Raw genomic sequence first — 25,560 nt, forward strand, 5'->3', positions numbered from 1 at the left:
CCGCCACCCCCACCGCCGCCGGCTCGGCTAGTCGTGCTGATGCTGTTGCCTGCGCCGCCGTTGCCGCCGGCACCTCCGACTCCGCCGTCACTGGCACCGCCGTGGCCGCCGACACCACCGTTGCCGCCATGACCGCTGGAACCCAGGCCAGTGCCGCCGCCTATGCCGCCTGCACCACCGTGGCTCGCTGACCCGCCTTCAATACCATCACCACCGTTGCCGCCACTGCCGCCCACACCACCGTTACGGCCACCGGTCAGGGGACTAGTCACGCCCCCAGCTCCGCCGTTACCACCGGCGCCAGCGATGCTGCCAGCGCCGCTGGCCTCACCGCCATCGCCGCCATTGCCGCCCGCACCCCCGTCACGAGGACTGGCAAAAGCGCCGCCGACACCGCCTACGCCACCGTCACCTCCACTGCCGGCCCGGCTCCCGAGACCCGTTGCCGAGCCACCGTTGCCACCGACGCCACCAGCACCGCCATCACGCCCGCTACCTAGGGCACTTCCTGCGCCGCCCATACCGCCGCTACCACCGTTGCCGGCGGCGCTGTTGGCACCGACCGCCGCGCCACCGTCGCCGCCCTTGCCACCAACACCGCCGTCGCGGCCGCCCGTCATGGCACTGCCGGCACCGCCCAGGCCACCGATACCACCGTTGCCGGCGGTGCTGTTGTCACCGAACGCTGCGCCGCCATTACCACCGTTGCCACCGATACCGCCGTCAACATTTCCCAGGCCAACAGCGAAGAGACCGCCCCGGCCGCCGAGCCCGCCATCACCGGCGGTGCTGCCCGCGCCGGTAGCAACGCCACCATCACCACCGTTGCCGCCGTTACCGGCGTAACTACTTATCCAATAGCTTGATTGATTGCCGCCACCACCGGCGCCGCCGTTACCTGCGGTGCTGGCGACTCCATCAGCACTGCCGCCGGTACCACCGTTTCCACCATTGCCGCCGATACCACCGATGGCCAACACTCCCGGGGCGCGGCCACTGGTGCCTCCGTCGCCGCCGGCACCACCGGTCCCGCCGAAGCCGACCGAGTCGCCTCCATCGCCACCGTTGCCGCCATCACCGTTGATGCTGAACAACATTCCGCCACGCCCGCCGGCGCCGCCGTTGCCGCCGTCGCCGGCGTAGAGGCCGTCCAGGCCGGTCCCGCCGTTACCGCCGAAACCGCCGTTGCCGATCCAGTTCGCGGCCCCACCGAGGCCGCCGTCTGCACCGTCGCCGCCATCACCTCCGGCACCGCCGTTGCCCAGCCAGCCGGCATCACCACCATTACCGCCCGCGACACCGTCCTGGGTGCTGTTCCAGCCGTCGCCGCCGTCACCGAAGATCCAGCCCCCGTTGCCGCCGTCGACGTTGGTTTCGGTGCCATCGACGCCGTTACAGACCAGGCCGCACGCCCCGCCGAAGGCGAACAACGGGTTGATCAGGCCATTGATCTGCGAACCGAACGGGCTCTCGATCCAGTCCTGCATCGCGGCATGCAGTGGCAGATAGATGTCGCTTTGGAACCAGTCGGCGAAATCGGTGCCCATGGCCGCACCGGGCAGGTCAGCACCATCGAACAGGGCAGCCAGATCGATCGAGTTGCCCGCGGCCACCCCATCCCACGACCCGGTGTCGAACACCGTGGCCCACGCGGTGGGGTCCAACAGATCGGCGAGAAAATCGTCAAAGTCAGCTTGAGCGGTCGGCGCCATCCCGAAGGCGGCCAACGCCCCCAAAGATGCTCCCGCAGCAGCCGCCCGGCGCGCGGAATGAGAGCCGTTTCCCTTAAGCCAACCTGAGATATTCACCTGACCTGCCTACCACGGACGTGAGTGAACCGCCATTCGAGAGCGGGGTCTGCCCTTCACGCCACGCCCCTATCCGTCCGAGTTCTGTGCCCGCGCCATCGGACGCCACCCGGAACTGATCAGACTGGTCAGGTTGTCGGCCCATGCTGCATCCAGCGGTGCGTCGTGGCGCACGATGATGCGGAAGATCGCAGCTCCCACCACGACCTCGGCCAGCAACGGGAGCTCGCCGGCGTCACCGTCCGTACCGGACTCCGGCTCCATTCGGGTCCGGAAGGTGGCCAGGCTGCCGGCGAATCGCGCGGTCATGCGGGCGTGCACATCCGGATCCGCGACGGTGTCGGCGATCAGCGCCGGGAGCGCGACCCGAACCTCGGGGCGGTCGAACATGATGCGAGTCGCTTCCACCAGCGCCCGGATGTCTTCTCTTGTGTCACCTGACGCACTGGGCATGGCCATCACCTCGGCCGGCAGTATCGCCTCGTGCACCAGCTGCGCCTTACCTGACCATCGCCGGTAGATGGCAGCGGTCGTGGTCCCGGCACGGGCCGCGATGGCCGACAGGGATAGCGCCGAATACCCCGTCTCCAGCAACAGTTCTCGGGCGGCTTCGATGATGGCGGCGTCGATCTTGCCGTCGCGGGGCCGTCCCGCAGGAGATCGGGCCAGTCCCTTGTCATCGCCGTCACGATCTGCTCTCATAATTACAATATAACTCGCATCGTATTGTTATTGGGAGAGTCTGTTGCACCTCAGTCCGCTCGACGAATACCCGATCCACCAAGCGCCGGTGCCGATCAGTGCCCCGGTGACCTCAGACCGCAACTTCTACGACCGCTCGTACTTCAACGTGCTCGACCGAGACGGCGGTTTCATGGCCTTGACCGGAATCGGCTATTACCCCCGGCTGGGCGTGAAGGATGCCTACTTCCTGGTCCGGCGTGGAGATGCCCAGACCGCCGTGCGCTTCAGCGACGCCATCGACGACGACCGCATGAACCAGAACGTCGGTGGCTACCGGCTCGACGTCATCCAACCGCTGCAGGAACTGCATCTCACCGTCGCCGAAACCGAAGGCGTATCAGCCGATCTACGGTGGCGCGGTCTGTTCCCGGCCGCCCTGGAACATCCGCACCAGATGCAGTCAGAAAGACGCGTGACGTTGCAGGCCTGTCGATTCGCCCAACTGGGCAGCTGGGAGGGCTGGATCGACGTCGACGGCGACCGCATGGTCGTGGACCACACCTCCTCGGTGGGCAGCCGCGACAGGTCGTGGGGCATCAGGCCCATCGGCGAACCCGAACCGGCAGGCAGACCCGACACCGCGTTCAACGGAATGTGGTGGCTCTATCTCCCGCTGGCGTTCGACGACTACCAGGTCTTCCTGATCATCCAGGAAGATCCGAACGGACACCGCAGCCTCTATGACTGCACGCGACGCTGGCCCGACGGCAGGATCGAACAACTCGACGGCGTCCGTGCCACGATCCACTACACCGCGGGAACCCGGATACCGCATGGTGCGCACATCGAGATGATGACGCGATCCGGTGGCCGACTTCAGCTCGATATCGAATCGAAGCTGTTCGCGCCCATCGCCTTCGGCTCCGGCTATGGCGGTGATTCGTCCTGGGCACACGGAACGTGGAAAGGCGGCCCCTCCGCCGAACGCGTCACCTACGACCTCACCGATCCCCAGACCCTCGCACGAGCCCCGTTCAGTCTCATCGACCATGTCGGCCGCGCCGTCTGCACCGACGAGAACGGAGTCACACAGCACGGCGCAGGACTGTTCGAGCATGCCGTCATCGGACCCCATCACCCGTCCGGGTTCTCCGACTGGACCGACGTGCTGACCGGGTCCCCGTCATGAAGGTGATGACGGCGCTGTTCAGCTCGACGGACGCGGTGCAGCGTGCCGCCCTGCTCCGCGAGGCCGGCGCATCCGGCGTCTTCACCTTCGAGGGGCCGCGAGAGGTCTTCTCCCCCCTGGTCTTGGCGTCCACGGTCAAGGGCCTGGATCTGATGACCAATGTGGCGATCGCCTTGCCGCGCAACCCCATCCAGCTCGCACACCAGGCCAACGACCTACAGGAGATCTCTGAGGGGCGTTTTATCCTCGGCCTCGGAACCCAGATTCGCGCGCAGATCGAGAAGCGCTACGGCGTCGAATTCGACCGGCCGGTGGCGCGGATCAAGGAGATGGTCGGCGCGCTGCGGGCAATCTTCGCCACCTGGAACGAGGGCGAGCGCCTCGACTTCCGCGGCGAGTTCTACCGCCACACGCTGATGACGCCGACGCTGAACCCCGGGCCCAATCCCTACGGTCCGCCACCGATCTACCTTGGTGCGCTGGGCCCGCGCATGACCCGTGCGGCCGCCGAGGTCGCCGACGGCCTGCTGGTGATGCCTTTCGGATCGAAACGATTCCTGCACCACAAGACGATGCCGGCCGTACGTGAAGGCCTCGCCGCTGCCGGCCGCGCAGCCGACGATCTCGCGGTAGTACCTGAGGTCATCGTCTCCGTCGGTGAGGACCACAGCTCCACCCGGATGCTGCTGGCGTTCTACGGTTCCACCCCCGCGTACCGGCCGGTGCTCGACGCCCATGGCTGGGGAGATCTGCAGCCGGAACTGAACGCCATGTCCAAACAGGGCCGCTGGCAGGAGATGTCGACCCTGATCGACGACGAGATACTGCATACCATCGCCGCCTGCGGCACTCCGGCAGAGATCGCCGCACACATCCGGGACCGGGTCGACGGCGTGTCCGACCGAATCTGCCTCTATCAACCCGGGCCCATCGCTGCCGAGGCGCTGGCCGAGATCATCGACGCGTTGGGCTGACGAATGCACACCACCACCGTCGAGTTCGACGAGATATCCGACGACCGGTACGGCGGAAAGGCGCTGGGGCTCGCGGAATTGACCCGCCTCGGACTCTCCGTGCCGCCGGGCTTCGTCATCGCGCAGGTCTGCGGGGCGCCCCTTCCGGATGCCGTGGCGGACCGCTTCGCCCGGATGCAGGCCGCGGGCGCCTGTCCGGTGGCCGTCCGATCCTCGGCCACCGGGGAGGACGGCGCGGACCAATCGTTCGCCGGGCAGTACGACACCGTGCTCGGTGTCGAGACCGCAGAGGAATTCGCCGCTGCGGTCCGTCGGTGCGCCGCCTCGGTGGGGTCTGACCGCGCCACGTCCTACGCCGGCCAGGACGGCAACGCTGGCGCGATCACCATGCATGTGGTGGTCCAGCAGATGGTCGATGCGCGCGCAGCCGGCGTCGTCTTCACCGCGGACCCAACCACGGGACGCCGCGACCTGATGGTGATCGACGCCATCGCCGGGCTGGGTGAAGCACTCGTGGACGGGTCCGGTGTGTCCGACCATCTGGTGTTGACCTCCGATGGCGCCCAGGCCGTGCGCGATGTCGGTACGGTCCCGGTCCTGTCCGATGCGGAGGTCGCTGAGATCCGCGCCGGCGCGCTGCGGGCTGCCCGGCACTGGGGCAGGCCGATGGATCTGGAATGGGCCATCGATCAAGCAGGACAACTGCGTTGGCTGCAGGCCAGGCCGATCACCACCCTGCCGGGCGATCTCAACGAGATGGACACCCCGGTAGCCGGTCCCTCGCACGTCTACACCCGCTGCAACATCGGCGAGATGATGCCGGCCGCCTTCTGCCCGCTCACCGCATCGGTGTCGGGCCACGCCATCGACTACGCGATGCAGATGATCCAAGTCGTGGCGCGCGCACAGGAGAGCTACGACACGCAGTGGCTGCAGGTCGGCTACTTCTACGGCCACATGTTCCTCAACATGACCGAGGGGACCGCCCTGAGTTCGGGCATCCTCGGGAACTCGCTGGAACAGTTCTCAATGTCGATCTGCGGCCGGGTGGTCGACGAACTCGTCGCCGCGCCACCGAAACCCTTTGTCACCAGGCTGATCAACACCGTTCGGCTCACCACGCACGCATTGTCGGCCGGGCCGGCCATCCGACGGCTCGGCGCGCAGATCGACGCGTTCCCCGTTCCGACCAGCCGCGACGCCGCAGTCATTCTGCGACAGTTGGAAATCGGCGTGGAGCTGTACTGCCACGTCACGCTGGTGCATGTCCGCTCGTCATCACGAGCGGCCGTCGGCGCGAATGTCCTGGAGAGCTATCTGGTGCGCGCCGCGGTCAAGAGCGGCCGCGACGAGAGCGAGGGGCAGGCCGAGGCCGCACGATTGATGGCGGGCGCCAGCGACGTCGAGAGCGCCATGATGGTCGACGAGCTGCACACAGTGGTGCGAACGATCGCCGCCGACGACGCGTCTACCGAGCAGTTCCTGGCAGCGGCACCGTCGGACGCGCTGACTCGCTTGCGCGACGGTGACAGTCCCGGCGGTGTGGCGCTGCGCCAGTTCCTGATCCGGCACGGGCACCGCGGCTACCGCGAACTGTGCATGCGAGACCCGGCATGGGCCGAGGACCCCGAGGGGCTCGGCTCGATGATGCAGGTGATGTTGCGGGCAGCCAGGGACTCACACATCGAGAGTCCGCCGCGCCAACGCGTCGACCTGCCGGAAACGCGGACACTCAGGCTGCTGGCACGCCTCGCCCAAGGCGGCGCGCGTGGTCGCGAAGAGACCAAGTCGAAGATGGCATTGATGGCCCACCGCCTCAAGCTCGGGTACCGCCATCTGGGTGAGGTCCTCACCGAATCGGGACGCCTCCCCGACGCCGACCTCGTCTTCTTCTTCGATCGCACTGAGCTGCCCCGGGTGGTCGGTGACGCTGACATCACAGACCTCGTCCAGTGCGCGGTGCAGCGGCGTCATGCACTGGATTTCCAACAGTCCCTGGAGTTCGAGGATGTGTCGGTCGGGCGGCCCACACCGATCCTCGCGCGGGCCGCGGCTATCGCCGAAGGTCAGATCCAGGGACGTCCTGCCAGCCGGGGAAGCGTGGAAGGAACTGTGCGCGTAGCGAAGTCAATACAGGAAGCGCGCGACGTGCAGCGCGGAGAGGTCCTGGTCGCACCTGTCACCGATGTCGGCTGGACGCCGTACTTCACCGTGATCGCGGCGCTGGTCACCGACATCGGCAGCTCGGTGTCGCACGGCGCGGTCGTGGCTCGCGAATACGGTCTGCCCTGCGTGGTCAATACCCTGGTGGCCACGCAGGTCCTCCGAACCGGAGACCGTGTCCGGGTGGACGGCGATCGAGGGGTGATCACGCTGCTCTGAGCCCGTCTGGCGCGGAAAGCCTCTCGGGGGCGGCTTTCTTATTGCAGACCACGCGTCTACATTTCCGGCATGGCAGCGCAGCAACCGATCCGTGTCGTGATCTGGGGTCCCGGCGACATGGGCGGTCGGGCCCTGCAGGCCACCTTGGACTCTCCCGACTACGACGTAGTGGGTGTGAAGGTGTTCAGCCCGCACAAGAACGGGGTGGACATCGGCGTACTCGCCGGCCGCGACCCGGTGGGCGTCCTCGCCACGACGTCGAAGGAGGCGATTCTTGCGCTGGACGCCGACCTGGTGATCCACACGCCCACCACCCCTGCACTCCTGCAGGGTGCGGACGAGGACGTAGTCGAACTATTGGCGTCAGGAAAGAACGTCGTCTCGGCCGCGGCCTTCCACAATCCAGCCCAGCCGACCTGGCTCTCAGAGTCGCACTCCCCCATGTCGGTGCTCCGCTCGCTGGCCCGCCTCAAGGTCACCGGCAACGTCTTTGGCCCAGCCGAGAAGCGGGCACTCAAGGGATTGGCCGCCACCATGCGGGCCGTCGACTCCCCCCTTGGCTTCGCGCTGCGGCCCGGAGCCGAAGTGCTCGCCCGGGGCGTCGTCGGCCGCGCGATCCACCAACGCGCCGACGGCGTCCGCCTGCAAAAGGCCTGCCTGAGCGGTGGCGTCTCCCTGCACGGAACCGGCCTGCACCCCGGTCTGATGGTCGAGCAGGTGCTGCTGCGGATCGCCCTTCTGATGGAGGAGGTCGAGGAGGTGCGGTTCCTCGAAGTCGGAGACCTCTCGGCGGCGCCCGACGGCATGTGGGGCGGCCTCGCCAGCCTGGGCTTCGGAGAGCCGCTCAGCGCGGTCGACAACGACCACGCGATCGCCTGGATGCAGCACTTCTATTTCGACGCGGTGCTCGGCAACGTTGCTTGGGAGCTGTGGGGTGTGCCCCCGGAGCAGGTGCGCGTCGAACGGCATGTCTACCCCGTCCCCGCGCGGGTGGAGGTGACTGCCGGCGGCACGGTGATCCGACCCGGCACGGTCGGCGCGATTCACATGACCTACCGCGGCTACATCGGTGATCGGCTCTTCATGACCAATGAGGAGTGCTGGCACGTGGGCGGCGGCAACGCGCACCTGGGGCCCGATCATCCGAACAGCCTCGCCGGCGGCCACCTCATCACCCTGGAGGGCAAGCCCGGCAGGGTCGAGATGCGCAGCGAGCCCGACGATGAGGCGTTCAACGCCGATTGGTCTGCCGTCACCGACATCTCGGTCAACGCCATGTTGGCCGCGGTGCCCGCACTCATCGCGGCTTCACCCGGCGTCGTCATTCCCGATCTCGCACCGCGCTATCGACTGGAGGCGGCATCGACTGACCCCGCGCCCTTGCAGTCCACGACGCCGACGATCGCTGTCGCCGTGGTGGGAGACGGCGCTGTCGCCGAGCACCTGACCGGCCGGATCACCGAGCGCACGGACTTCGCCGGAATCGTCGCTGCCGACGCCGCGTCGGCGGATCTGGTCGTGTTCGCCACCGATGGGCCACCGGACGCCCAGGCGGTAGTCGATGCACTCGCGGCCGGCACGGACGTCATCACCGTCTCCCCGGTACCCGATTCCGCGGCCGTGCTCACCGCCTGCCGCACCGGCGGCTCGACGTTCCACGCCACGGGAGGACACGTCGCTGCCCTGCCGGGCTACGTGATGCGGGCCCTGTCCGGGATCAGTCGCGGTACCCAGTCGGTGACGCTCACCCAGGAGGTCACCGAGCATCCGGCCGACGAGCCGTCGCTGGAACTTGCTCGGGCTCTCTTGGGCGAGGCCGTCTTTCGGACCGAAGGCCCCGACGCGCGCGCTGTGCTTGACACAGCCAGCCCGGGCACTGACGCTCCCCTACGGTGGCGCCTGCGCACCGAATCCGGCGACGGCAGCGGCAGCACACGGTTCACGTTCCACGCCGGGGACACTCCCGACGCCGTGCACCCTGCTGTGCACCTCACGTGCTGGGGCATCCTGGCTGCCATCGCCCCGGTGCGTGCGAGCGCGCCGGGGATTGTCCACCACGATCTGGGGATTGATCACGTGCGAGCGGATCACCGACTTCCGTCCTGACGGGGGGCATGGCGGGGACTGCATCGCCATTGAAGCTGGGTTCGCGTGGTTCTGGCTCGCTTTCTGGCTGGCTCAACCGTCGCGATAATCACGCCCGAAACTGCGTTCATCCTGCGCGTCCAAGATCACCACATCCGCGTCATCAACGCAGCCGCCGGTGACTCTTGCGCGAACTAACCCTCGCCGCCTCACGCCAAGCCGCGTTAGTCGCAGAGCGACAAACCTTTAGTGAGCAGTGGGCCGATATTCACCTTCAGCCCCGGGTACGAAGCATCCTCGGCCCAGATCTCGTCGATGTCTTCGAACTGGCCTGTCGACTTCGCGGTGCCGTTCACGGCGTACATCTTCCGATTTGCGGCGAGCGTCACCGACTGATGCCCTCCCCCGACACCCTGGCGCGCACACATCAAGGTTGCTTCGGCAACCGTTAGCGGCCATGGACCATCAGTCCAGGTCTCCTCAGACACATAGCCCCGCGGGCGGTTGTCGGGATTAGGAGCAGCAGCAGTGATGGCGGTAGGAGAAGCAGTGGTAGCGGCAGCAGCGACTGCGATGACCGCGGCGAACTGCAGCAACGACTTGGACGGCATGGAACCCCTTCCGCTCTATCAGTGCCATGTCATCTAATCGCACGGACGATTGCCGGTGTGCGAATCCAGCTACTCACCGCGGATACCCAGAGAAGCAGCGTGGAGTGCCCGTCAAACCGGAACCAGTGCCCATCGCTGTCCTCCGACACTTGTCGCCGCAGCCAAGTAACCTCCTTGGAATGGCCTCTGTGACTTCGGCCGGCGGTCTTCGGAACCCGCTGTAGCCCCACCCCCGCGGCGATCTGCGGACTCGGTGGGGCTACCCCGTTCCGAGGAATCCGCATCTCCCGCAACGATGCTCACAGCGCTTTCCGTGTCCGCGTTGCCCGCCGCGAGATCAGCGTCGCCGCTGTCCACCGCTGCGGTGGCCGCGACTGCGACTTGCCCGTCCGCGGCGCCGGGGGTCGCACCCGCTGCTATTGGCAGTTCACCTTCACCGGCGCGAATATCTGTAACTGCTGGATGTGCCACTGGCACCACCGCCCGGAGGATCGCCGGTCTGCAATGCGCGCCCGCCTCCGCGACGAGGCTCGCCCGTGGAACGGCGGTGATCGGGAGGTGTGACGACCCCAACGCCTGGTGCGACGACCACGACGACCAACCTACATCGTCGATCTGATCAAACAGATCACCACGGTAAGCGTCGAGGGGATGAATATCGTTGACGAACTACCCGGTCCAGAAGGTCACGAGTGACTGGGCGGCAGTGTCGAGGGGCTTTGGGAGAATGCCCGATATGAGAATGGTTGTCTGTTCCAAACTTGAGCTGGCATGAGCACCACCGAAGATCACGCAGAGTCCGGTGCATCGACGGCGGGCGAACAGCCGATCGGCGGACCGTACATCGAGCCCTCTTCGCCGCTGCCCGAAACCGTCTATCACTACACCACAGCCGCAGGGCTTCTCGGCATCGTGAATAACGACCGCAAGGATGATCATGTCGCCGACCGTCCGCGCCCGCTTGAATTTTGGGCATCAGACCTTCTGGATATGAACGATGCCACAGAGCTGGCATTCGGACTCGAACTCATGCATCAACGCGTCACGCAGGATCGTCCCGACAGCTCGCCGCCGGACACATCTTCTCGATTCAACGGAGTTCTATCGGTTCTAGACCAGTATCTCGGCGTCCCGGAGTTGGATCAGAACCGGAGCATCGAGCCTCGACCGAGCGTGTGCGGTGCAAGCTTCAGCACTGAATCGGATGCCCTGAGTCAGTGGGTGAGATACGGCGCAGGCGGAGGGTTCGCGATTGGAATCAAGGGCTGCTTACTGCGGGATGTCCCGTATGCGGTCGTCGATCCCAGCGGCTCGGGAGTTGAGGAGTTCCCGTGCTCATTTGCTGAGATTAATTACGGCGAGAAGGCCCGCGGCATCATCGATGGACTGCCGTTTCTGACTCCTGGGTCGACCGGCCTGCTTGCCGCGGCCTTCGGGGTCGCCGGGCTGGTGTCGTTAGCTAAAGCCGTCTGGGATGGAATACAGGATCCCGAACACAAGCTCAAGCTCCCAATCCATCCTGCTAGCCCGCTCATTGCTACGGCAACCGTTGCAGCGGCCCAGTGCAAGGACGGCGCGTTCTCAGATGAGAAGGAGTGGCGCTTACTGGTCGGCGGTAACAGCGAGCGGTTCGCCGACCTCTTGCTCAACGACGCCTATCCGCTGAAATTCCGCCAGAAGGGCGACCGCCTGGTGCCGTATCGAAAGGTAGTCGTCAGGCACCCCGAAGAGGGTGCAGTTATCTCGGAGCTTGTCGTCGGCCCGGGGCCGGACCAGGCCCGCGTCGTTCACGCTGCGCAGCGACTCCTCATCGCCAACGGACACGACCCACGAGTCGTACACGCGAGCAAGACGCCGTACCGAGGGTGGTGAGTTGGATAGTTATCCCGCCGTCGCCGTCAGCCGCCAGCTATCACGACCCTGCCGCGGTAGCCGCATTACCTCGTCGTCGGCGGCCGCGGCGGCCGACGAGCCGATCATCGCCGGTGGCCCCCAACTGGGTGTCACCAAACAGTTGGGCGAACTTGTAGCGGTTGGCCTGGGGCCGGATCGGTCGTCATCTCGTTGGTCAAGTTGCGCCACCAGCGCCCGGCGGCATCATCGGCGTGGAGCCGCTGCAGCACATCGGAGCCGCCGGATGCTCGCATCGACCCCAGCGGGCGCCGGCAGCAGCTGTGGTCCGAGCCGCACGCTCCGCGGCGCGGCGATCACACCGCTGCCGTTGTTTTTGAGACAGCCGTTCGCTCTGGGGATAGCCGTTGAGGGACGGCAGCGCCAAACTGCGGTTTCCCGCCAGACTAGATCTGCGCAGCCGGTAAGTGTTGTCTCGCTAGGATTGAGCTCAATGACAAGGGCGCCCCGGTTCTTGGCTAGCTGCGGCAAGCTTGCGGATGGATATGCGGCGCCAGAACATCCCGCAACAAGCATCCGATCACAGTTCTGCGCATGCCCGATGGCGACACCGAAGTAATATTCCGGCAACTGTTTGTCGAACCACACAACACTGGGTCTGAGTAATCCTTCACATCCACAGCGCAGCGGCGCCACCCGTACGAAACGTGCTCTTCTACGGGGATCTGGTAGCGGTTCTGACAACGGCCGCAATGCGAGTCGAGCAGTTTGCCGTGAGTGTGCACAGTTTCAGGAACCCCGGCTCGTTCACGGAGATCATCGACGTTCTGCGTGATCACGTGGAGTTCGGCAAGCGTGGACCGCTCCGCGATAGCGCGATGACCGGCGTTTGCTTCGACAGCCTGCAACTGGTGGCGGGGCTGCTGATACCAGGCCCACATCAGCCCGGGGTCGTCAACCCATGATTGCGACGATGTAAAGCTCATCGGTGTCATGTTTGGACCAGAGACCAGCCTGAGCATCACGAAATGTCGGCAAGCCACTATCTGCGGACATGCCTGCACCGGTGAACACCGTGACCCGCCGAGCAGCGTCAGCGACATCGCAGACATCTAGGGGCACAATCGCGCGCCCCGAGGGGCGATCCAGGCCATCGGCTGAATCCTGCTCATGCATTCGCCGAACCCTATTCGTGCCGACCAACATTGCTCGATGGCGCGCTGGCACGAGGCTAGGTACGGCCGGTGGCCAACCCGAAGATTGCTTTCTCGACCTGGACCGGGGTGCGACCGTAGGCAGATCCCCAGGCCTTTAGGAGATCCAAGTAGCGCTTGTAGTCCGGGGTGCGGGCGATATCGAGCACGATACTGGCTTTCTGCTCCAGCCAATCATGCACCTGTTTATCCAGGATCGGCGCCGCGTTCTCGTCGTCGACACTGTTCAGCGCCGAGACGAAATAGAGCCACTTGGTGAAGAAGGCACTCGCGAGAAACTTGATCCGGCCAGCATTGTTCATATAGCGGAAACCCTCGACCGCCCCTTGAGCGCGCACGGTTTCTGCAGCAGTTCGAAGCAAGTCAGCAATATCGTGGCGCACCGGAGCCTCTCGGGAACCCTCCCGCACACCCGTCAACACCCAGCGGACACGGGTCGGCCCATAACCAGCATCGCCGTATCCCCATACCATGGCGCCGACGAAGGCTGGCAAAACTCGTCCCTCATTCAACTCAGTTGCGACGACCTCGCGAATCAGGTTGCGATCTACCCTGTCGGGGAGACGTTCGAGAACCCGCTGAACTTCAGGCAAGTCGTGCGCTACCGCCCCCCAAGCCGCGCGGTTCCAGGGGAAAGACCGTTGGGGAACGGCTGGCTTGGCTAGCACTTCGGCCAACACTGGAGGCACGCCTTGCGTCATATTGATCCAATCTTGCTTGCCACAAAGAATTACTAGACATTAGCGGTCTCTACCGACACAGCCGGCCTGGCGCATGGCGGTTCACGGTGGACTAGGGTCGCCTGGTTGATGAGCCCGCGCCCGCGCCAGCTGATCCCGCCCCATGGATTCTTCGATCAGAGGTAGCCAAATTCAGCAAGAATGGCTTGAGGTCCGCTACTGATCGAAGCTCCACCGGATCGCGTCCGCGAGATTCTCGATGTACTCGGCTTCGAGGTCGCTATTGTGCTGACGCTGGATCCACGAAGGGTGCTTAGCTACGAAAGCGACTGGCACGCCTTTCGGGAGGCGCCCCCGCGGAGCCTCAAAGCGCGACAGAACAACCCGAGCCCGCGGATAGAAAAACCTTAAGGCCCGTTCAGCATCTTGCCCCAGCGTGACCACTAGCCGTGGCCGGACGATTTCCAGTTCGCGGTGCAGGAACGGGGCACAATTCACGATCTCGTGCTCGGCGGACTTGCGGTTGCCCTCGGGATGGCAGTGCACGGCGTTCGTGGTGAAGAGGTCGTCCTTGACCTTGTCTGCTGCTTTGATGCTCGCGTCGATCAGATCGCCGCTGCCACCGGTAAATGGAATCCGGGTCTCCATACACTTCTCGCACAGACTCTGACCGACCAGCGCGACTGGTGAGTGTAGGTCACCGTAGCCGGGCGCGGAAGCCGTCACGCCCTTGACGTTCATCTTGTCGCAGCGTCGGCACGCGCCGATCTCGGCGTCGAGAACAGCCTTGTGCTCCTGCCGCGACACCGCGCTGCCGATATTCCCCACGTATGCGCTCACAGCGTGAGCGTATTTCGCAGCGAGCGATCAGCCCCCGGGAATGGCACCAACGTCTCCGTCTCCCGCGAATTCCACAAAGGCGAGTTGACCGAAGCCCTGGTGCCGCTAAACCAGGTGAATGAGTACCCGGTGCGCTCCGGGCCGAATGGCTGCACGCCCTGGCGGTGAGGGATTTTCACCAGCTCCAAGTTCATGGCCACCGAAGACTCAGCTAGGAGCCGTCGCCGCCGGTGTCGTCCATCATCTCTAACAGGTAGTAGGAGGTCAGGTCGGTCAGGTGCTTGTGTATCTGCTGTTCACGAGGCAAGGCGCGGAGAATCGTCGGCAAGAGGCTGAAGAATACGACCAGCCGCCCAGCACCTGCACTTTCCAACCTCTTCAACCTGGCCTGCATCTTCTTCAACTCACCGCGCTCCGCTACGGCATCGTCCATCAGCGCCTGCGCCGGGTTCACGATGTTCGGATTGTCCGTCAGCCCGATCACCGTCGCGCCGCTCGACGCGATGTTGACGTAGCTCGCCTCAAGCTCGGTGCGTACTTTCTCGTACGCCGAGGTGAGGGCAGCGATGTATCTCTTCACCGCATCCGTGTCCCGTGTGATGGGAGCCGGCGCAGACTGTCGCTCTTTTCTGAGTAACTCGCTCACACGGTTGCGCTCCTCCACCGCTGCAACGAACTCAGTGACGGCTACGTCCAGTGCCTCGTTTCCCATGTCTCCACTGCTGTTCTCGCGTGCCTGTCTAGCCCCGAAATCATGCCCGGGGTGGCTACAAGCGGTGTTCAAAATGGAAAAAGGGTGCCTCCGATTGCTCGAAAACACCCTCTGACCTGACCTCAACTCTGTCGGGCTGACAGGATTTGAACCTGCGACCACTTGACCCCCAGGCATCCCAGGCGTGTTCGCCGATGTTCGCGGATGTGTCCTATCCTGTTGCCCACCAGCCGATTACAACGTCAGAGCACGCTGACGAACATCGGCGAATATCGGCGGATTTTGGGGCTGGTTTGGGTACGCGTTTGGGTACGCGGGCCGGGTGCAGGTACGCGCTCGGGGGAAAGGTACCCGTCATGGCGCGTCCTTGCCGAGTGCTCTGCCGGTTTGACACCCGGCCCGCCCGGTTCCCCGGTTCCCGCAATAGGTGTACGGAACCGGAACCGCCGGATTTACTGTGCCCGCACCCGGTAGCGGTTGAGGACGAACTGCTCGGCCAGGGTCCAGCCGCCGAATGCACCGCGTAGGGATTGGCTGAACTCCCCCGCGGTTTTATCGTTCGGGAAGCCGGCCGGATTGGCGGCGAGCCGGCTGGCCGCGGTGGTGATCACCGCGGCCAGCTCGTCGTTGGGTTCGCCGGCCGTGAAGCCGTTGCCGCGGGTGTAGGCCCGGACCATGACCGTGATGATCGGGACGGCCGCATCGAGGCTGCCCTGGTTGAGGCTGGCAGCCTGGTCGATGATGTCGTCCTGGTCGACGCTCATCAGGCCTCGGTCAGCAGCGTGACGGCCTTGTCCTGCAGCAGGCCCACGTCCCAGCGGGACACCACGCGGATGCCGATGGAGTCGTAGTCACCCCAGGTCTGGTCAAGGATCTTGACCTCGGCGTTAACGTCGCGGGCAACGACGACCTTGGAGAAGTCGACCAGGCCGACCCGTGCCTTGCCCGGTGCGGTGCCGCTGTTGGGGATGCGGTCGGTCACGATCACCGGCAGGCCCAGCAGGCGCAGGTCGGTGCCGTTCTGGATCGTGTTCGGGTCGATCACGTACCGCTTGTCGGTGGTCCCGACCTTGACCTTGCGGATCGCGGCGAAGCTGGCCGGGGTCATCACCCAATGCGACGGGGTGACGTGGTTGGCCTGGGCCTTGGCCAGGCCGTCGATCAGCGAGTCGGGGTCGGCCAGGTCCAGGGTGCCGGTGGCGATCCCGCTGGCCTTGAAGATGCCTTTGACGGTGTTGCTGGTTCCTGCACCGTCCCACAGGGCGGAGTCGAGCGCGTTGGCCACGTCGGTGACCAGGCGGGTCCGCAGCACGGCCTCCAGGCCGACCACGCTGGTGCGGATCAGCTCGTTGGACAGCCTGACCAGAACCTTGAGGCCCTTCATGGTCGACGGCAGCAGGGTCACCTCGTCGAATCCGACGTCGCCGTCGGTGATCTGGGCCCCCTCGGCGACGAATCCGGCGCTGACACCGCTGGTGATGCGGGGAACACGCACGGGGCTGCTGGAGTCGAGGACGACGGGGCCGGCGGCCAGGAACGTGCTGGCCTGTTCCAGTGGCTGCACGAGCAGGCTGGCGACCTGGGACTGAATGAGAGTGGAGTTGTCTCCGGTGACTTCGATGGTCATTGCGAATTGTCCTTACTGGCAAAGGGGTTTCAGGTGATGTACCCGTGTCGCCAGGACAACTGAGGGTGCCGCCCACCAGGAGCGACACCCTCAGCATATACCCCCAGGGGGTTAGGTCCGTTCTTTGAGCATTCCCAGCAGGGAGAACTCCCCACCGCCGTTGCCGTGCTGGCCTTGGCCGATGTCGCCCACCGGTCGGCGGGACGCCAGGTGCGGCCTGGCGGCCAACAGCTCGTCGACCGCGGCGGTCAGCTTGTCGGGGTCGGCAAGGTGGTCCTCGTCGAACTCGAGGTCGGCCGGGTCGGCCAGCCGCCCGGTGGCCCTCACCAGTTCGGCGTGCAGGCGGTGGGCCAGCTCGTCGGCTCGCTGCGCCCGCTGGCGGTACTTGCCGCTCTCCTGGCGCAGTTTCTCGACGACCTCGCGGGGGAAGGTGTCCCCCGCGGCTTCGTCACCTGACGTTTCCGGGGCCTCGGTGTCGACCTGTTCGACAGCCTCGTCGGGTTCGGTGGTGATGTCGTTATCCATTGCGGTGCAGCCTTTCTGTGAATTTCGTTTCCTTGATGTGTTCGGCCAGCACGATGCGCTGAGAACAGTTGCAGCCCTTATGGCTTGGCATCGGATGATCGGCAGGCCAGATCCGGCCGTCGCGTGCCCACCATGTGCAGAGCTGGCAGGGGTCGTCGTCGAACTCGCGTACCCATCCCTGAACTAACGGGTGTTTGGTCATGGCCTCGGTGGTGGCCTGCTGGCCGGCCTCTAGCGGTTCGGAGTGCCCGATTCGGCCGGTCTGCATCCGGCCCTCGTCGGCGTCGATCTCGCGGTGCCGGAACCGCCCGAAGATCGTGCCCATTGCCTTACGCAGCCGCGGGAAGTGATCGGTCGGCGTGATGCCGGTGGTCGGGGTCGGCCGCCTGGTGGCTTCTTCGATCTGCCGCGACAGCCAGGCGTCGGCCAGCCCGACCGCCCTGGCGATGCCGATGTTGACCGCCTGGGCGATCAGATCGGCGGCCACGTCCTCGACTAGGCCGCCATCGGTGTGGGCCACCCATAACGCTGTCGCCTGGTCGCGGGTCACGTTCGCCAGGCGCATCGTCGCCGCCTGGTATTCGGAGATCAGGCCGCTGGTCATGCCGGCCTACCAAGGTCCAGGCCCGCACTGTCGAGGGCTTCGGCGCGGCGGGCTACGCGGATCTCGGCGATCTCGTCCTGGCCGTAACCGAGCTTCGCCAACGCCGCGGATGCCGGGAGCAGACCGGCTTGGAATAACTTCACCGCTGCGTCGGCCTCCTGGGCGACACTGCGGGTGGCGGCGTCGGCCCACTGCACCCGCACGTCGTCGATCAACTGCGGATCACGCCCGTCACGGACGGCGATCATCAGCTTGGCGACTTGCTCCCAGGCGCGGCCAAACGTGGCCTGTCGCGCCTCGGCGCGGGCGGTCAGGGATGCCTCGGCAGCGCGCAGGGCATCGGCGCTGGCGGGGTTGTCGGTGAACACCCCAACGTAGTGCGCGGGAAGTGTTGATACCGCCATGATTTGACCGAGGATCACCCGGACGCTGGCCTCATAGCCCGCCAGGTCTGCCGAGGGGAGTTGGCCGAACTTCGCGTCGGGTGATTCGGAGATCATTGCCCTAGAGCCTTCCGGGATCGGGTTGATCTCGCGGGTCTCCCCGGTGTCGTTGCCCTCGTCGTCGAGGACCGGCTCCTCGGCGAGTTCGATGCCGGTCGCCCAGCGTCGGGGCCGGCCGACGTACTCCGAGGTGGTCATCAGGTCCGCCAGCGACTTGTTGAGCGCGTCAACAAGTGGCATCAGGTCGTCGATCTCGGAGTGCCCGCGGCCGTCGAACTCGCTGTGCCAGTGGCGGTCAAGGATGCGATCAGAGTTGTGCAGCCGCACGACCGGGACGACGCCCAACGGGTTGGCAATCTCGTCAACGACCTTGAAGCCCGACCCGACCGCGCCGATCTGATTGGCGACCAGCCGCGTGATCCGATCCGGCTCATACAGGACCGCCGTCGAGGTCTTGGCGAGCCGGTCCTCCCATCGCTTGGCCGCCGCGGTGATCTGCCGGGTGCCCGGATCGGTCAGGACCGTGACCTGCTTGGCGCTCTCGACTGTCACGTTCGGCCGGCCGAGCTGATCGGCCCACACGATCACGTAGCTATCGCCCAGCAGCAGGGCCTCCCGGTGCGCGGTGCCGGAGGTCTGATCGAGGTCGCACCGCACCCAATCGGCCCACAGTGCCGGGTCGCTGAAGCCGGTGATCCGCAGGCGTTCAGCCAGGGCGGTCACCGCCAACCGAGGAATGTTGCTGGCCATGCGGCCGAAGCGGGTGCCCAGCGCCGTGCGGGCCTCCGGTGACAGGAACGCCAACGGTTGCCGGCCCTCGTAATAGCCGTCCAGCTCGGCGTAGCGATGCGCCGAGGCATCGAGCTTCTGAAGTAGGTAGGTCAGTTGATCGGTCATGCTGCGAAACTCCTTGTCTTGGAACGCTTCTTACGGGTTGCACGCCAGGTGGCGCGACTGTGGGCCATCACCAAACAGGCGGCGAGGTCGATCTTGGCGGCGCTACGGGACCGGGATGCTTTGGCCAGGCGCATCCCACGCGGGTCTTCGGAGATCACCGCATTGGCGACGTGCTGGGCCAGGATCGGGTTGCCCGAATGGCTCAACTTGCCGTTGACCGCGGCGCTGTACAGATCGGTGGTCGCCGCGGTCAGCCGGGACGGTGAGTGAGGGAACTCCACCACCGGAAGCCGTTCGGCCTCCAGGGCTTGCAGGGTGCGGGTCCAGCGGAACGGGTCGGCGATGATCTCCACCACCTGGAAGCGGCGACAGGCATCCCGGATCGTCTGCTCCACCTCGGCCACCGGCACCCGGTAGGACTCATCGCCGCCCGGGCGCTCCCACACTCGCAACACATCAAAGTGCGGTTCGGTCGCGACGGTGCCCAGCAGCAAGGCGGTGGTGTCATCGGAGAACGACCCGTCGAGGGCCAGCACCACCGAGGCATCGTCCGCGATGGGCTCCCCCGTCGACAGGCCATCCCATACCCCGGCCGGCAGGAACTTGCCCGTGGTGTCGGTGACGAACTGACACAGCCTGGCCCGCCTAAACGTCGCCTCACGGGTCTTGGGCGGCAGCAAGGCATGGAGGGCGTCACGGTGCAGGAAGTCGTCCAGGGCCGGGTTGGCGAGCTTCCAGCAGTGATCGCAGTCGACCGGGTGATCCTCGAACCCCGCCGCGCCGAACTCCCGCCATACCAGCGAGGTATCGCCCGGATTGGTCAGCGCGTAGCTGCGCAGATCGGCCAAGACGTTGTTGAACGGGTCCGGGCCGGGTGTGCCAATGCCGACCAGCGTCGAGGTCTCCCGCTTCCCCTGGGCCAGCGTCAGCACCTCGTAGGAGTCGCGGCTGACCACGCCGAGCTCGTCGAGGATCGCCAGCGAATAGTCCAGCCCCTCCAGCCGCTTCGGCTCGGCGGGCAGGCAGTGGAACTGGGCATCGCGCTCCGGGATCACCAGGCGCTCCTTGAACACCTGGCACCGGCTGGCCAGCTCGTCGTCCAGCTCAACGATCCGGCGGGCAATGTTGAACACGATCCCGGCCTGGCGCTCGTCAACCGCGACCACCACGACGGTGGCGCCCTCGCCGCCCTCGAAAAGCTCGTACACCCCCCACGCGGCCATCAGCGTGCTCTTGCCCTGGCCGCGTGGCAGCGTCCACCCTGCGGTGCGCGGGCGGGGATCAGCGTCGAGCACCGACCCGACCAGCTTGATCTGCCAGGGCCGCAGCCGCATCGGCGACAGCGCCCCCGTGCCCTTGGGTACCTTGACGTAAGTTTCACAGAACTTGGCGAAGCGAGCCGCACCCGTCGACCGTGGCCGCCACGGCAACACGCTGGGATCAACCGCAGCCTTAGGTCCCGCCTTCATGGCAGGCTCCAGGGATGGCATTCACGGTCTTCTACACCCGCAACGGAAAAGTCGGCTACGACTCCTACGACGACGATCACATCGTCGGAGTTCACGAGGCCGTGATCGAGGTGACCAAGCGTGGGGAGCAGGTCAAGCTCTACAGCCCCAACTGCTGGGACTACGTCGAGCCCGGCGAGAAGCTCCCGACCAAGCCCGCTATGCCAAGTCGTATTCGCTGATTTCACGCAGGCCCCCCAGTGTGTAACGGGGATCGCGGCTTGCCTCTGCGCCCCCCTGAGGAGCATTCCCCCTGGTCACAGCGTTGCCGCGTGCTGCGCCGGCTGCCCGGTTGCAGGGGCCGCACAGCACGTCCACGTCGGCCAGCCTGATGGCCTTGCCCTCGGCCTTGCGCTGCCAGGCGCTGGGCTTGTGGTCGCACTGCAAGTCCTCGCTGCTGCCGCAGCCCGAACACCACGGCTGCAGCCGACGAGCGCGGCGGCTGAGCCGATCCCACGCGGCGTCATAGCCGTAGTGCCTGGGCGACTTGGGCGGTGGCTTCGGTCGGTGCTCATCGCAGTGCGACCGCGGTGACGGCTCACCGCAGCGCAGACAGGGGCGCAAGGTCATCGGTTACCCGCCTCGGTCTGGAGCGCGACGCTGCGGAGGATCTGCAGGATTTCGTGGGGATCGCCTGGGACTGACCGGACCAGCGAATCGAATGCGGCGGCCAGGCCGGTGATGAGCGGCACGCCGTCGTACCGGTACATCTGCAGGACGGCCTGGACTGTGTTCATGTCGCGGTCGAGGTAGGCGGTCGCCAGGGTGAGGGCGCTGTGGACGCCATCCATGTCGCGCTGTTCTTCCGGTGTCAGTGGCATGTCACCACCACTTCCGCGAGGTGGTACGCGTGGTTGCGGGCTGCGGGTCGTCGTCGGTGTCGACGCGGCCCCATGCCAGCCACTTGCCCTCCAGGCTGTTGTAGCGGTACTCCACGCGGTCATGCACGAAGATGTCGTGACGGCTGGCCTCGTTGAGGATCCGCAGGACTGCACCGGGGTCGGGCTCTGGGCGGTGGCACTTGAGTTCCTTGCGTACCCGGTTGAGGGCGTCGAGGTCGTCGCGGTCGAACATCACGATCATCGGGTGGTCTTCGTCGGGGCCGGCGATGGTGATGTAGGCGATCCCTTCGTCCGGTCGGGCGTCGAGCACGTAGACGGTGCCGTCAACGGGCTCGGTGTTGTTACTCATTGTTTTTCCTTTCAATCGGTGGTGTCGTGGTCGGTTGCTTGCTCGCGCCAGGCGCGTAACGCCTTGACGGCTCGTTGTTTTCGCCAGCCGAGGCGCTCGCGTGCGTCCTCGACGGTCGTCGGTGGCGGGTCCAGTTCGGCGACTGCGCGGACATCTTCGGCGGGTGCGCTCTCGTCGTCGTTGCGCTCGCCGTCGGCCGGCGGATAGATCGCCCACTCCAAGACGCCATCGGCGAAGGCCAGGAGCCTGAAGGTTCCGGCGACAGGCTCTCGGTCTCCGACCGGGCAGTGCTTACGGAGTCCGCCATGCCGGTCCTTGTTGATGACCAGCGTTGCGCTTCCGCCGTGACCTGGCGTGAAGGGTGTCTTGACTCGCATCCGCAGGGACACGCCGCCGATGGCTCGACGTTTTGCCGCGGTGCCGCCGGGGCCTACCGCGCGCGAGTCCGGGTTTTTGGCGAGGTGGTCGACGGCGATGACAGCAGCTCCAGCACGGGCGAGTGGCTTGAGGACGTACTGGTGGGCGTTGGTGAAGTCGTCGGAACTATTGGAGCTGGCTCCGTACATCGGCAGGAGCTCCCCTACGGAGTCGACGATGGCAACGGCCGGTCGCCACGTCGTCGAGTCGTCGATGACCTGTCGGAGTTCGGCGCGGTCTTCGGGCTCGCAGTAGCGGAAGCAGTCGGGGTTGCGGAGGGCCTCGGACTTGGCTCCCAGATCGAGGAGCCGCCGCACGGTGGCGGGCGCGCCGTTGTGGTCCAAGTCGATGATGAGCACCTTGCGGCCCGCATTGAGTCCCTCAACAACGCAGGCGAGGCACAGCCAGCTCTTGCCACTCTCCGGATCGCCGAAGAGCCAGTTGACCTGACCCGCGTAGAAGAGACGGATGCCGTCTGCGCGGCGGCCAAGTTGCGGTTCCGGCGGTTCCGGCAGTGTTCCGTCCAGAAGAGCGCATATGTCCACGTAGAGCGGCTGTCCGTCTGCGGTTCCCGGTTCCCGTAATGGGTGTAGGGAACCGGGAACTTGCGGCGGTTCCGGTTCCGTACGGTTATTGAGGGAACCGGGAACCGCGTGGAGTTCGGTCACCGATTCACTCATCTCCGCCCTCCGCGTAGTCGGCGGCAATGACGGCCACCAGGCCGCGCAGATCGTCGGGCACGATGCCCCACACCCGGCGAAGGGCATCACATCCGCCACGGGCAAAGCCCTCACGGAACGTGCGGGCACCCAGGCCAACCGGGGCAGTGTGGTGCCGTTGCGGGCCGATTTCGCGGGCCGCCATCGGGATCGGCGTTGCGTGCCACGCTTGCTCGGCTGGTGTTGCGGTACCGTGGCAGTAGTCCCCGACCAAGGACCTTGAAGCCGCTCCGGTGTTGCCGCCGGGGCGGCTTTCGTCTTCGTCTGTCATTGGTCCTCCGTGATGCTGCTGACGTAAGCCGCGAGACTTTCGCCCGTGATGAATGAGCGGCGGCCGATGTTTGCTCGGGTCAGGTGTCCCTCTTTGACGAGGCGATAGAGGGTTGTCCGGCCGATGCCGCCGAGTTCCTTCTGCGCGTTCTCAATTGGGACGAGTTGGCGGACGGATTCGCGGGTCTGCATGTTCGCCTCCTTCCTTCGGTATTCGTTGGTGTTCGCTGACACGTGCTTAGAGTGCTATGTTGAACGCTAAGCAGTCCACTTAGCAGTACAACCGGGAAGTGAAAGCGCAGATGACAGGATCAGGGCCTCAGGTGATTGAGACCGACAAATGGCGTCTGAAGTTCGGTGACTACGTCGACGTTGCCGACCATCACATGCCGGAGTGGCTAGAGGTTGAGGTATTTGGGTTCGATGAACCGGACTTTCATGTCCGAATCGAGTTGCGCGACAACGTGCCGCGGATCGTCTCGGTCACGTGGCAGGCAGGACCGGGGTCCCGCGAGGTCATGCAGAAGGATCTTGGCGCGGGCATCAGCGCGTGGGTCGAAGACCTTTATGCGTCCCTGGTGATCGTCGTCGATCGCGACGAACGGATGGTTCGCGTCAACCCAGACCCGGAGAGTGATTTTCAGAGGACCGTCCGCAACTTCCTGGAGGAGCGTCGAGCCGGGAAGCGTCGTATCACCGGCGATTTCCTACGGCAGGTTGCGGCCGTCTACCGCCAGAACATCGGCCATGCGCCCACCGAGGCGGTATCGCGCACGTTCGGGGTTAAACACCGGCAGGCCACCGATTACGTGAAACAGGCGCGCGACAGAGGATTCCTGCCGCCGACCAAGCAGGGAAGGGCGAAGGCATGAGTAAGCGAGCCAACGGTGAAGGCAGTGTTCGTCAGCGACCTAATGGCCGTTGGGAGGGGCGCATCTCCTACGTCGATCCGGCGACCGACCGCCGCAAGTCAATGTCGGTGTACGGCGCAACGGCCGCGGAGTGCCGCAGGGAACTAAAGAAGGTCCGGCAGCGCATCGACGAAGGCAAGCCGGCCAAGGACGCACCCGACACCGTGGCGTCGTGGCTGAAGCGGTGGCGCGATTCATCGCTGGCGGCGTCGGATCGCAAGGCGACCACTAAGGCGCTGTACGGGTCACTGTCCCGTAAGCACCTGGAGGGCACGGGCATCGGCGACAAGCGCATGGACCGGTTGAATCCGTCCGATGTGGAGTCGCTGATTGTGGAGCTGCGCGGTAAGAAACTGGCCGACTCCACCGTGCGCCAGGTGTACACGGTGCTGCGCCAGGCCCTCGATGTCGCGGTGCGCGATGGGCTGCTGGCCAGCAATCCGGCCGCAAAGGTGAAGCGCCCCGCGGTAGCCCGCAAGGAAGCGGTGTACCTCTCGGCAGCCGACGTGGCGCGGCTACTCGGTGCGGCCAAGGGCCTGCGCTACTACCTGGCGGTGCTGCTGATGGCGGCGACCGGGCTGCGGCGCGGTGAGGTCGCCGGGTTGCGGTGGCGCGACATCGACCTGGCCAAGGGCCAGATGACCGTGCGGCACACGCTGTCGCGGGTCGACGGGGAGCTGGTGCTGACCGAACCGAAGACTGATCGGTCCCGGCGGCGGATACCGCTGCACTCCGGGCTGGTGACTCAGCTCAAGGCACACCGCAAGCGGCAGGTGGCCGAACAGCTCGCGGCTGGCAATCAGTGGACCGACACCGGGGCGGTGTTCGCCACGGAGTTCGGGACCATGTGCGACCCGCGGAACCTGCTGCGGACTGTCGAGATCGCCGCGGCGAAGATCGGCGTGGAGGGCGTCGGCGCTCACAGCCTGCGGCACAGTGCGGCTGTGGCGTGGCTGGAGTCCGGGGTGCATATCAAGGCAGCCGCCGACCTGCTCGGCCATTCGTCGATCAGCATCACGGGCGACCTGTACGGGCATACCAGCGACGACGCCGCCAGGGCCGCGGTCGACGGTTTGGGTTCGGCGCTCGGGCTGTGAACAGACGTTCGGGCTGGTTTGGGTACACGGTTTGGGTACGGCATGGAAAAAGGCGGCTCCCGGACCTCGGAAACCGCCTCTGACCTCTGTCGGGCTGACAGGATTTGAACCTGCGACCACTTGACCCCCAGTCAAGTGCGCTACCAAACTGCGCCACAGCCCGCCACCGCCGGATCATCTCCGGCAGCAGGTCGAAATGCTACCGCACGCCCGCCGGTGTCCCGAATCGGCCTGAGGACACCGCGACCACGTAGGCTCAGTGGGCGAGACTGGCCCCCCGGCAGCGCCATCAACCCCCAGGAACCCCCACGTATGCAGCTT

28 protein-coding genes and 1 tRNA gene are annotated in these 25,560 nt (G+C 65.7%); 8 read left to right on the top strand and 21 right to left on the bottom strand.

The features are described from left to right. Both BST15_RS23105 and BST15_RS17825 read right to left on the bottom strand, forming a co-directional pair. The coding region (locus BST15_RS23105; RefSeq protein WP_337349481.1) for a PGRS repeat-containing protein at positions 1–1,808 on the bottom strand (1,808 nt) is incomplete at its 3' end. A gap of 69 nt (positions 1,809–1,877) precedes the next feature. Further along, positions 1,878–2,510 carry a TetR/AcrR family transcriptional regulator gene (locus tag BST15_RS17825; RefSeq protein ID WP_046189226.1) on the bottom strand — a complete coding sequence of 211 codons (633 nt, stop codon included), beginning with the start codon at positions 2,508–2,510 and terminating at the stop codon, positions 1,878–1,880. Positions 2,511–2,553: 43 nt separating this feature from the next. Between BST15_RS17825 and BST15_RS17830 the strand changes: the two genes are divergently transcribed. The 4 genes from BST15_RS17830 (at position 2,554) to BST15_RS17845 (ending at position 9,143) form a co-directional block, all read left to right on the top strand. After that, positions 2,554–3,681, top strand: a complete 1,128-nt coding sequence (locus BST15_RS17830) for an Rv3169 family protein (RefSeq protein ID WP_046189225.1) — start codon at positions 2,554–2,556, stop codon at positions 3,679–3,681. Next, complete coding sequence (locus BST15_RS17835) at positions 3,678–4,655, top strand: TIGR03617 family F420-dependent LLM class oxidoreductase (RefSeq protein WP_046189224.1); 978 nt, start codon at positions 3,678–3,680, stop codon at positions 4,653–4,655. Before BST15_RS17830 ends, BST15_RS17835 begins: the two co-directional genes overlap by 4 nt. A 3-nt stretch (positions 4,656–4,658) precedes the next feature. Further along, positions 4,659–7,037, top strand: coding sequence for a PEP/pyruvate-binding domain-containing protein (locus BST15_RS17840; RefSeq protein ID WP_046189223.1), 2,379 nt, complete (start codon positions 4,659–4,661; stop codon positions 7,035–7,037). Between the two features lie 69 nt (positions 7,038–7,106). Continuing rightward, positions 7,107–9,143, top strand: a complete 2,037-nt coding sequence (locus tag BST15_RS17845) for a hypothetical protein (RefSeq protein WP_052751401.1) — start codon at positions 7,107–7,109, stop codon at positions 9,141–9,143. Between the two features lie 203 nt (positions 9,144–9,346). On the opposite strand, the gene BST15_RS17850 is transcribed toward BST15_RS17845, so the two are convergent. Continuing rightward, positions 9,347–9,733, bottom strand: a complete 387-nt coding sequence (locus BST15_RS17850) for a DUF2511 domain-containing protein (protein ID WP_083071093.1) — start codon at positions 9,731–9,733, stop codon at positions 9,347–9,349. A 771-nt stretch (positions 9,734–10,504) separates the two neighbouring features. Between BST15_RS17850 and BST15_RS17855 the strand changes: the two genes are divergently transcribed. After that, positions 10,505–11,605: a hypothetical protein gene (locus BST15_RS17855; RefSeq protein WP_046189222.1), complete on the top strand. Its 1,101-nt coding sequence runs from the start codon at positions 10,505–10,507 to the stop codon at positions 11,603–11,605. A gap of 225 nt (positions 11,606–11,830) precedes the next feature. Here the strand turns inward: BST15_RS17855 and BST15_RS23110 are convergent, their stop codons facing one another. From BST15_RS23110 to BST15_RS17910, 12 genes are all read right to left on the bottom strand, one after another. Next, positions 11,831–12,214, bottom strand: coding sequence for an SIR2 family NAD-dependent protein deacylase (locus BST15_RS23110; protein ID WP_264002323.1), 384 nt, complete (start codon positions 12,212–12,214; stop codon positions 11,831–11,833). Then, positions 12,103–12,606: a Sir2 family NAD-dependent protein deacetylase gene (locus tag BST15_RS23115; protein ID WP_308214561.1), complete on the bottom strand. Its 504-nt coding sequence runs from the start codon at positions 12,604–12,606 to the stop codon at positions 12,103–12,105. Before BST15_RS23115 ends, BST15_RS23110 begins: the two co-directional genes overlap by 112 nt. Beyond that, positions 12,539–12,790, bottom strand: a complete 252-nt coding sequence (locus tag BST15_RS23190) for a Sir2 family NAD-dependent protein deacetylase (RefSeq protein ID WP_308214562.1) — start codon at positions 12,788–12,790, stop codon at positions 12,539–12,541. The genes BST15_RS23115 and BST15_RS23190 overlap by 68 nt, the downstream gene beginning before the upstream one ends. A 25-nt stretch (positions 12,791–12,815) precedes the next feature. After that, positions 12,816–13,478, bottom strand: coding sequence for an 8-oxoguanine DNA glycosylase OGG fold protein (locus BST15_RS21850; protein WP_131701185.1), 663 nt, complete (start codon positions 13,476–13,478; stop codon positions 12,816–12,818). 216 nt (positions 13,479–13,694) lie between these two features. Beyond that, a complete protein-coding gene (locus BST15_RS17870; protein WP_234708242.1) occupies positions 13,695–14,318 on the bottom strand; it encodes a uracil-DNA glycosylase in 624 nt (207 codons plus the stop codon). A gap of 211 nt (positions 14,319–14,529) precedes the next feature. Then, the gene (locus BST15_RS17880) at positions 14,530–15,030 is read right to left on the bottom strand and encodes a hypothetical protein (protein WP_046189218.1); all 501 of its coding nucleotides are present in this window, start codon (positions 15,028–15,030) and stop codon (positions 14,530–14,532) included. Between the two features lie 452 nt (positions 15,031–15,482). Next, on the bottom strand, positions 15,483–15,794 hold the full coding sequence (locus BST15_RS17885) for a hypothetical protein (protein WP_046189217.1): 312 nt from the start codon (positions 15,792–15,794) through the stop codon (positions 15,483–15,485). Next, positions 15,794–16,657 carry a phage major capsid protein gene (locus tag BST15_RS17890; RefSeq protein ID WP_046189216.1) on the bottom strand — a complete coding sequence of 288 codons (864 nt, stop codon included), beginning with the start codon at positions 16,655–16,657 and terminating at the stop codon, positions 15,794–15,796. Before BST15_RS17890 ends, BST15_RS17885 begins: the two co-directional genes overlap by 1 nt. 111 nt (positions 16,658–16,768) lie before the next feature. After that, complete coding sequence (locus tag BST15_RS17895) at positions 16,769–17,182, bottom strand: hypothetical protein (protein WP_046189215.1); 414 nt, start codon at positions 17,180–17,182, stop codon at positions 16,769–16,771. Then, the gene (locus BST15_RS17900) at positions 17,175–17,786 is read right to left on the bottom strand and encodes a hypothetical protein (protein ID WP_046189214.1); all 612 of its coding nucleotides are present in this window, start codon (positions 17,784–17,786) and stop codon (positions 17,175–17,177) included. Before BST15_RS17900 ends, BST15_RS17895 begins: the two co-directional genes overlap by 8 nt. After that, a complete protein-coding gene (locus BST15_RS17905; RefSeq protein WP_046189213.1) occupies positions 17,783–19,126 on the bottom strand; it encodes a phage portal protein in 1,344 nt (447 codons plus the stop codon). The genes BST15_RS17900 and BST15_RS17905 overlap by 4 nt, the downstream gene beginning before the upstream one ends. Continuing rightward, positions 19,123–20,595: a terminase large subunit domain-containing protein gene (locus tag BST15_RS17910; protein ID WP_046189212.1), complete on the bottom strand. Its 1,473-nt coding sequence runs from the start codon at positions 20,593–20,595 to the stop codon at positions 19,123–19,125. Before BST15_RS17910 ends, BST15_RS17905 begins: the two co-directional genes overlap by 4 nt. Before the next feature lie 14 nt (positions 20,596–20,609). On the opposite strand from BST15_RS17910, the gene BST15_RS17915 reads away from it, so the two are divergent. After that, positions 20,610–20,816, top strand: coding sequence for a hypothetical protein (locus tag BST15_RS17915; protein WP_046189211.1), 207 nt, complete (start codon positions 20,610–20,612; stop codon positions 20,814–20,816). A gap of 384 nt (positions 20,817–21,200) precedes the next feature. Here BST15_RS17915 and BST15_RS17925 read toward each other — a convergent pair whose 3' ends face one another. From BST15_RS17925 to BST15_RS17945, 5 genes are all read right to left on the bottom strand, one after another. Continuing rightward, positions 21,201–21,455, bottom strand: a complete 255-nt coding sequence (locus BST15_RS17925) for a hypothetical protein (protein WP_046189210.1) — start codon at positions 21,453–21,455, stop codon at positions 21,201–21,203. A gap of 1 nt (position 21,456) precedes the next feature. Then, positions 21,457–21,825 carry a hypothetical protein gene (locus BST15_RS17930; protein ID WP_046189209.1) on the bottom strand — a complete coding sequence of 123 codons (369 nt, stop codon included), beginning with the start codon at positions 21,823–21,825 and terminating at the stop codon, positions 21,457–21,459. Positions 21,826–21,836: 11 nt separating this feature from the next. After that, positions 21,837–22,787 (bottom strand): AAA family ATPase, encoded by a 951-nt coding sequence (locus tag BST15_RS17935; protein WP_046189208.1) that lies wholly within the window; start codon positions 22,785–22,787, stop codon positions 21,837–21,839. 127 nt (positions 22,788–22,914) lie between these two features. After that, positions 22,915–23,232 carry a hypothetical protein gene (locus BST15_RS21855; protein ID WP_131701186.1) on the bottom strand — a complete coding sequence of 106 codons (318 nt, stop codon included), beginning with the start codon at positions 23,230–23,232 and terminating at the stop codon, positions 22,915–22,917. Then, positions 23,229–23,423 carry a helix-turn-helix domain-containing protein gene (locus BST15_RS17945; RefSeq protein ID WP_083071095.1) on the bottom strand — a complete coding sequence of 65 codons (195 nt, stop codon included), beginning with the start codon at positions 23,421–23,423 and terminating at the stop codon, positions 23,229–23,231. Before BST15_RS17945 ends, BST15_RS21855 begins: the two co-directional genes overlap by 4 nt. Before the next feature lie 131 nt (positions 23,424–23,554). On the opposite strand from BST15_RS17945, the gene BST15_RS17950 reads away from it, so the two are divergent. Together BST15_RS17950 and BST15_RS17955 are read left to right on the top strand one after the other, a co-directional pair. Beyond that, complete coding sequence (locus tag BST15_RS17950; protein ID WP_052751404.1) at positions 23,555–24,103, top strand: hypothetical protein; 549 nt, start codon at positions 23,555–23,557, stop codon at positions 24,101–24,103. After that, positions 24,100–25,239, top strand: coding sequence for a tyrosine-type recombinase/integrase (locus BST15_RS17955; RefSeq protein WP_046189205.1), 1,140 nt, complete (start codon positions 24,100–24,102; stop codon positions 25,237–25,239). Before BST15_RS17950 ends, BST15_RS17955 begins: the two co-directional genes overlap by 4 nt. An 89-nt stretch (positions 25,240–25,328) precedes the next feature. On the opposite strand, the gene BST15_RS17960 is transcribed toward BST15_RS17955, so the two are convergent. Beyond that, positions 25,329–25,402, bottom strand: a tRNA-Pro gene (locus BST15_RS17960). Between the last annotated feature and the right edge of the window lie 158 nt (positions 25,403–25,560).

Origin of the sequence: Mycolicibacter arupensis, from assembly GCF_002086515.1 — a bacterium.
GTDB lineage: Bacteria > Actinomycetota > Actinomycetes > Mycobacteriales > Mycobacteriaceae > Mycobacterium > Mycobacterium arupense.

What these genes read in the sequence shown, in the direction of transcription:
- BST15_RS21855 (WP_131701186.1), bottom strand. Translation starts at nt 23,232, where the DNA reads ATGACAGACGAAGACGAAAGCCGCCCCGGCGGCAACACCGGAGCGGCT.
- BST15_RS17925 (WP_046189210.1), bottom strand. Translation starts at nt 21,455, where the DNA reads ATGCCACTGACACCGGAAGAACAGCGCGACATGGATGGCGTCCACAGC.
- BST15_RS17850 (WP_083071093.1), bottom strand. Translation starts at nt 9,733, where the DNA reads ATGCCGTCCAAGTCGTTGCTGCAGTTCGCCGCGGTCATCGCAGTCGCT.
- BST15_RS17890 (WP_046189216.1), bottom strand. Translation starts at nt 16,657, where the DNA reads ATGACCATCGAAGTCACCGGAGACAACTCCACTCTCATTCAGTCCCAG.
- BST15_RS17855 (WP_046189222.1), top strand. Translation starts at nt 10,505, where the DNA reads ATGAGCACCACCGAAGATCACGCAGAGTCCGGTGCATCGACGGCGGGC.
- BST15_RS17835 (WP_046189224.1), top strand. Translation starts at nt 3,678, where the DNA reads ATGAAGGTGATGACGGCGCTGTTCAGCTCGACGGACGCGGTGCAGCGT.
- BST15_RS17880 (WP_046189218.1), bottom strand. Translation starts at nt 15,030, where the DNA reads ATGGGAAACGAGGCACTGGACGTAGCCGTCACTGAGTTCGTTGCAGCG.
- BST15_RS17910 (WP_046189212.1), bottom strand. Translation starts at nt 20,595, where the DNA reads ATGAAGGCGGGACCTAAGGCTGCGGTTGATCCCAGCGTGTTGCCGTGG.
- BST15_RS17885 (WP_046189217.1), bottom strand. Translation starts at nt 15,794, where the DNA reads ATGAGCGTCGACCAGGACGACATCATCGACCAGGCTGCCAGCCTCAAC.
- BST15_RS17945 (WP_083071095.1), bottom strand. Translation starts at nt 23,423, where the DNA reads ATGCAGACCCGCGAATCCGTCCGCCAACTCGTCCCAATTGAGAACGCG.
- BST15_RS17915 (WP_046189211.1), top strand. Translation starts at nt 20,610, where the DNA reads ATGGCATTCACGGTCTTCTACACCCGCAACGGAAAAGTCGGCTACGAC.
- BST15_RS17955 (WP_046189205.1), top strand. Translation starts at nt 24,100, where the DNA reads ATGAGTAAGCGAGCCAACGGTGAAGGCAGTGTTCGTCAGCGACCTAAT.
- BST15_RS23115 (WP_308214561.1), bottom strand. Translation starts at nt 12,606, where the DNA reads ATGCTCAGGCTGGTCTCTGGTCCAAACATGACACCGATGAGCTTTACA.
- BST15_RS17930 (WP_046189209.1), bottom strand. Translation starts at nt 21,825, where the DNA reads ATGAGTAACAACACCGAGCCCGTTGACGGCACCGTCTACGTGCTCGAC.
- BST15_RS17895 (WP_046189215.1), bottom strand. Translation starts at nt 17,182, where the DNA reads ATGGATAACGACATCACCACCGAACCCGACGAGGCTGTCGAACAGGTC.
- BST15_RS17900 (WP_046189214.1), bottom strand. Translation starts at nt 17,786, where the DNA reads ATGACCAGCGGCCTGATCTCCGAATACCAGGCGGCGACGATGCGCCTG.
- BST15_RS17825 (WP_046189226.1), bottom strand. Translation starts at nt 2,510, where the DNA reads ATGAGAGCAGATCGTGACGGCGATGACAAGGGACTGGCCCGATCTCCT.
- BST15_RS17840 (WP_046189223.1), top strand. Translation starts at nt 4,659, where the DNA reads ATGCACACCACCACCGTCGAGTTCGACGAGATATCCGACGACCGGTAC.
- BST15_RS23190 (WP_308214562.1), bottom strand. Translation starts at nt 12,790, where the DNA reads ATGTTGGTCGGCACGAATAGGGTTCGGCGAATGCATGAGCAGGATTCA.
- BST15_RS17845 (WP_052751401.1), top strand. Translation starts at nt 7,107, where the DNA reads ATGGCAGCGCAGCAACCGATCCGTGTCGTGATCTGGGGTCCCGGCGAC.
- BST15_RS17905 (WP_046189213.1), bottom strand. Translation starts at nt 19,126, where the DNA reads ATGACCGATCAACTGACCTACCTACTTCAGAAGCTCGATGCCTCGGCG.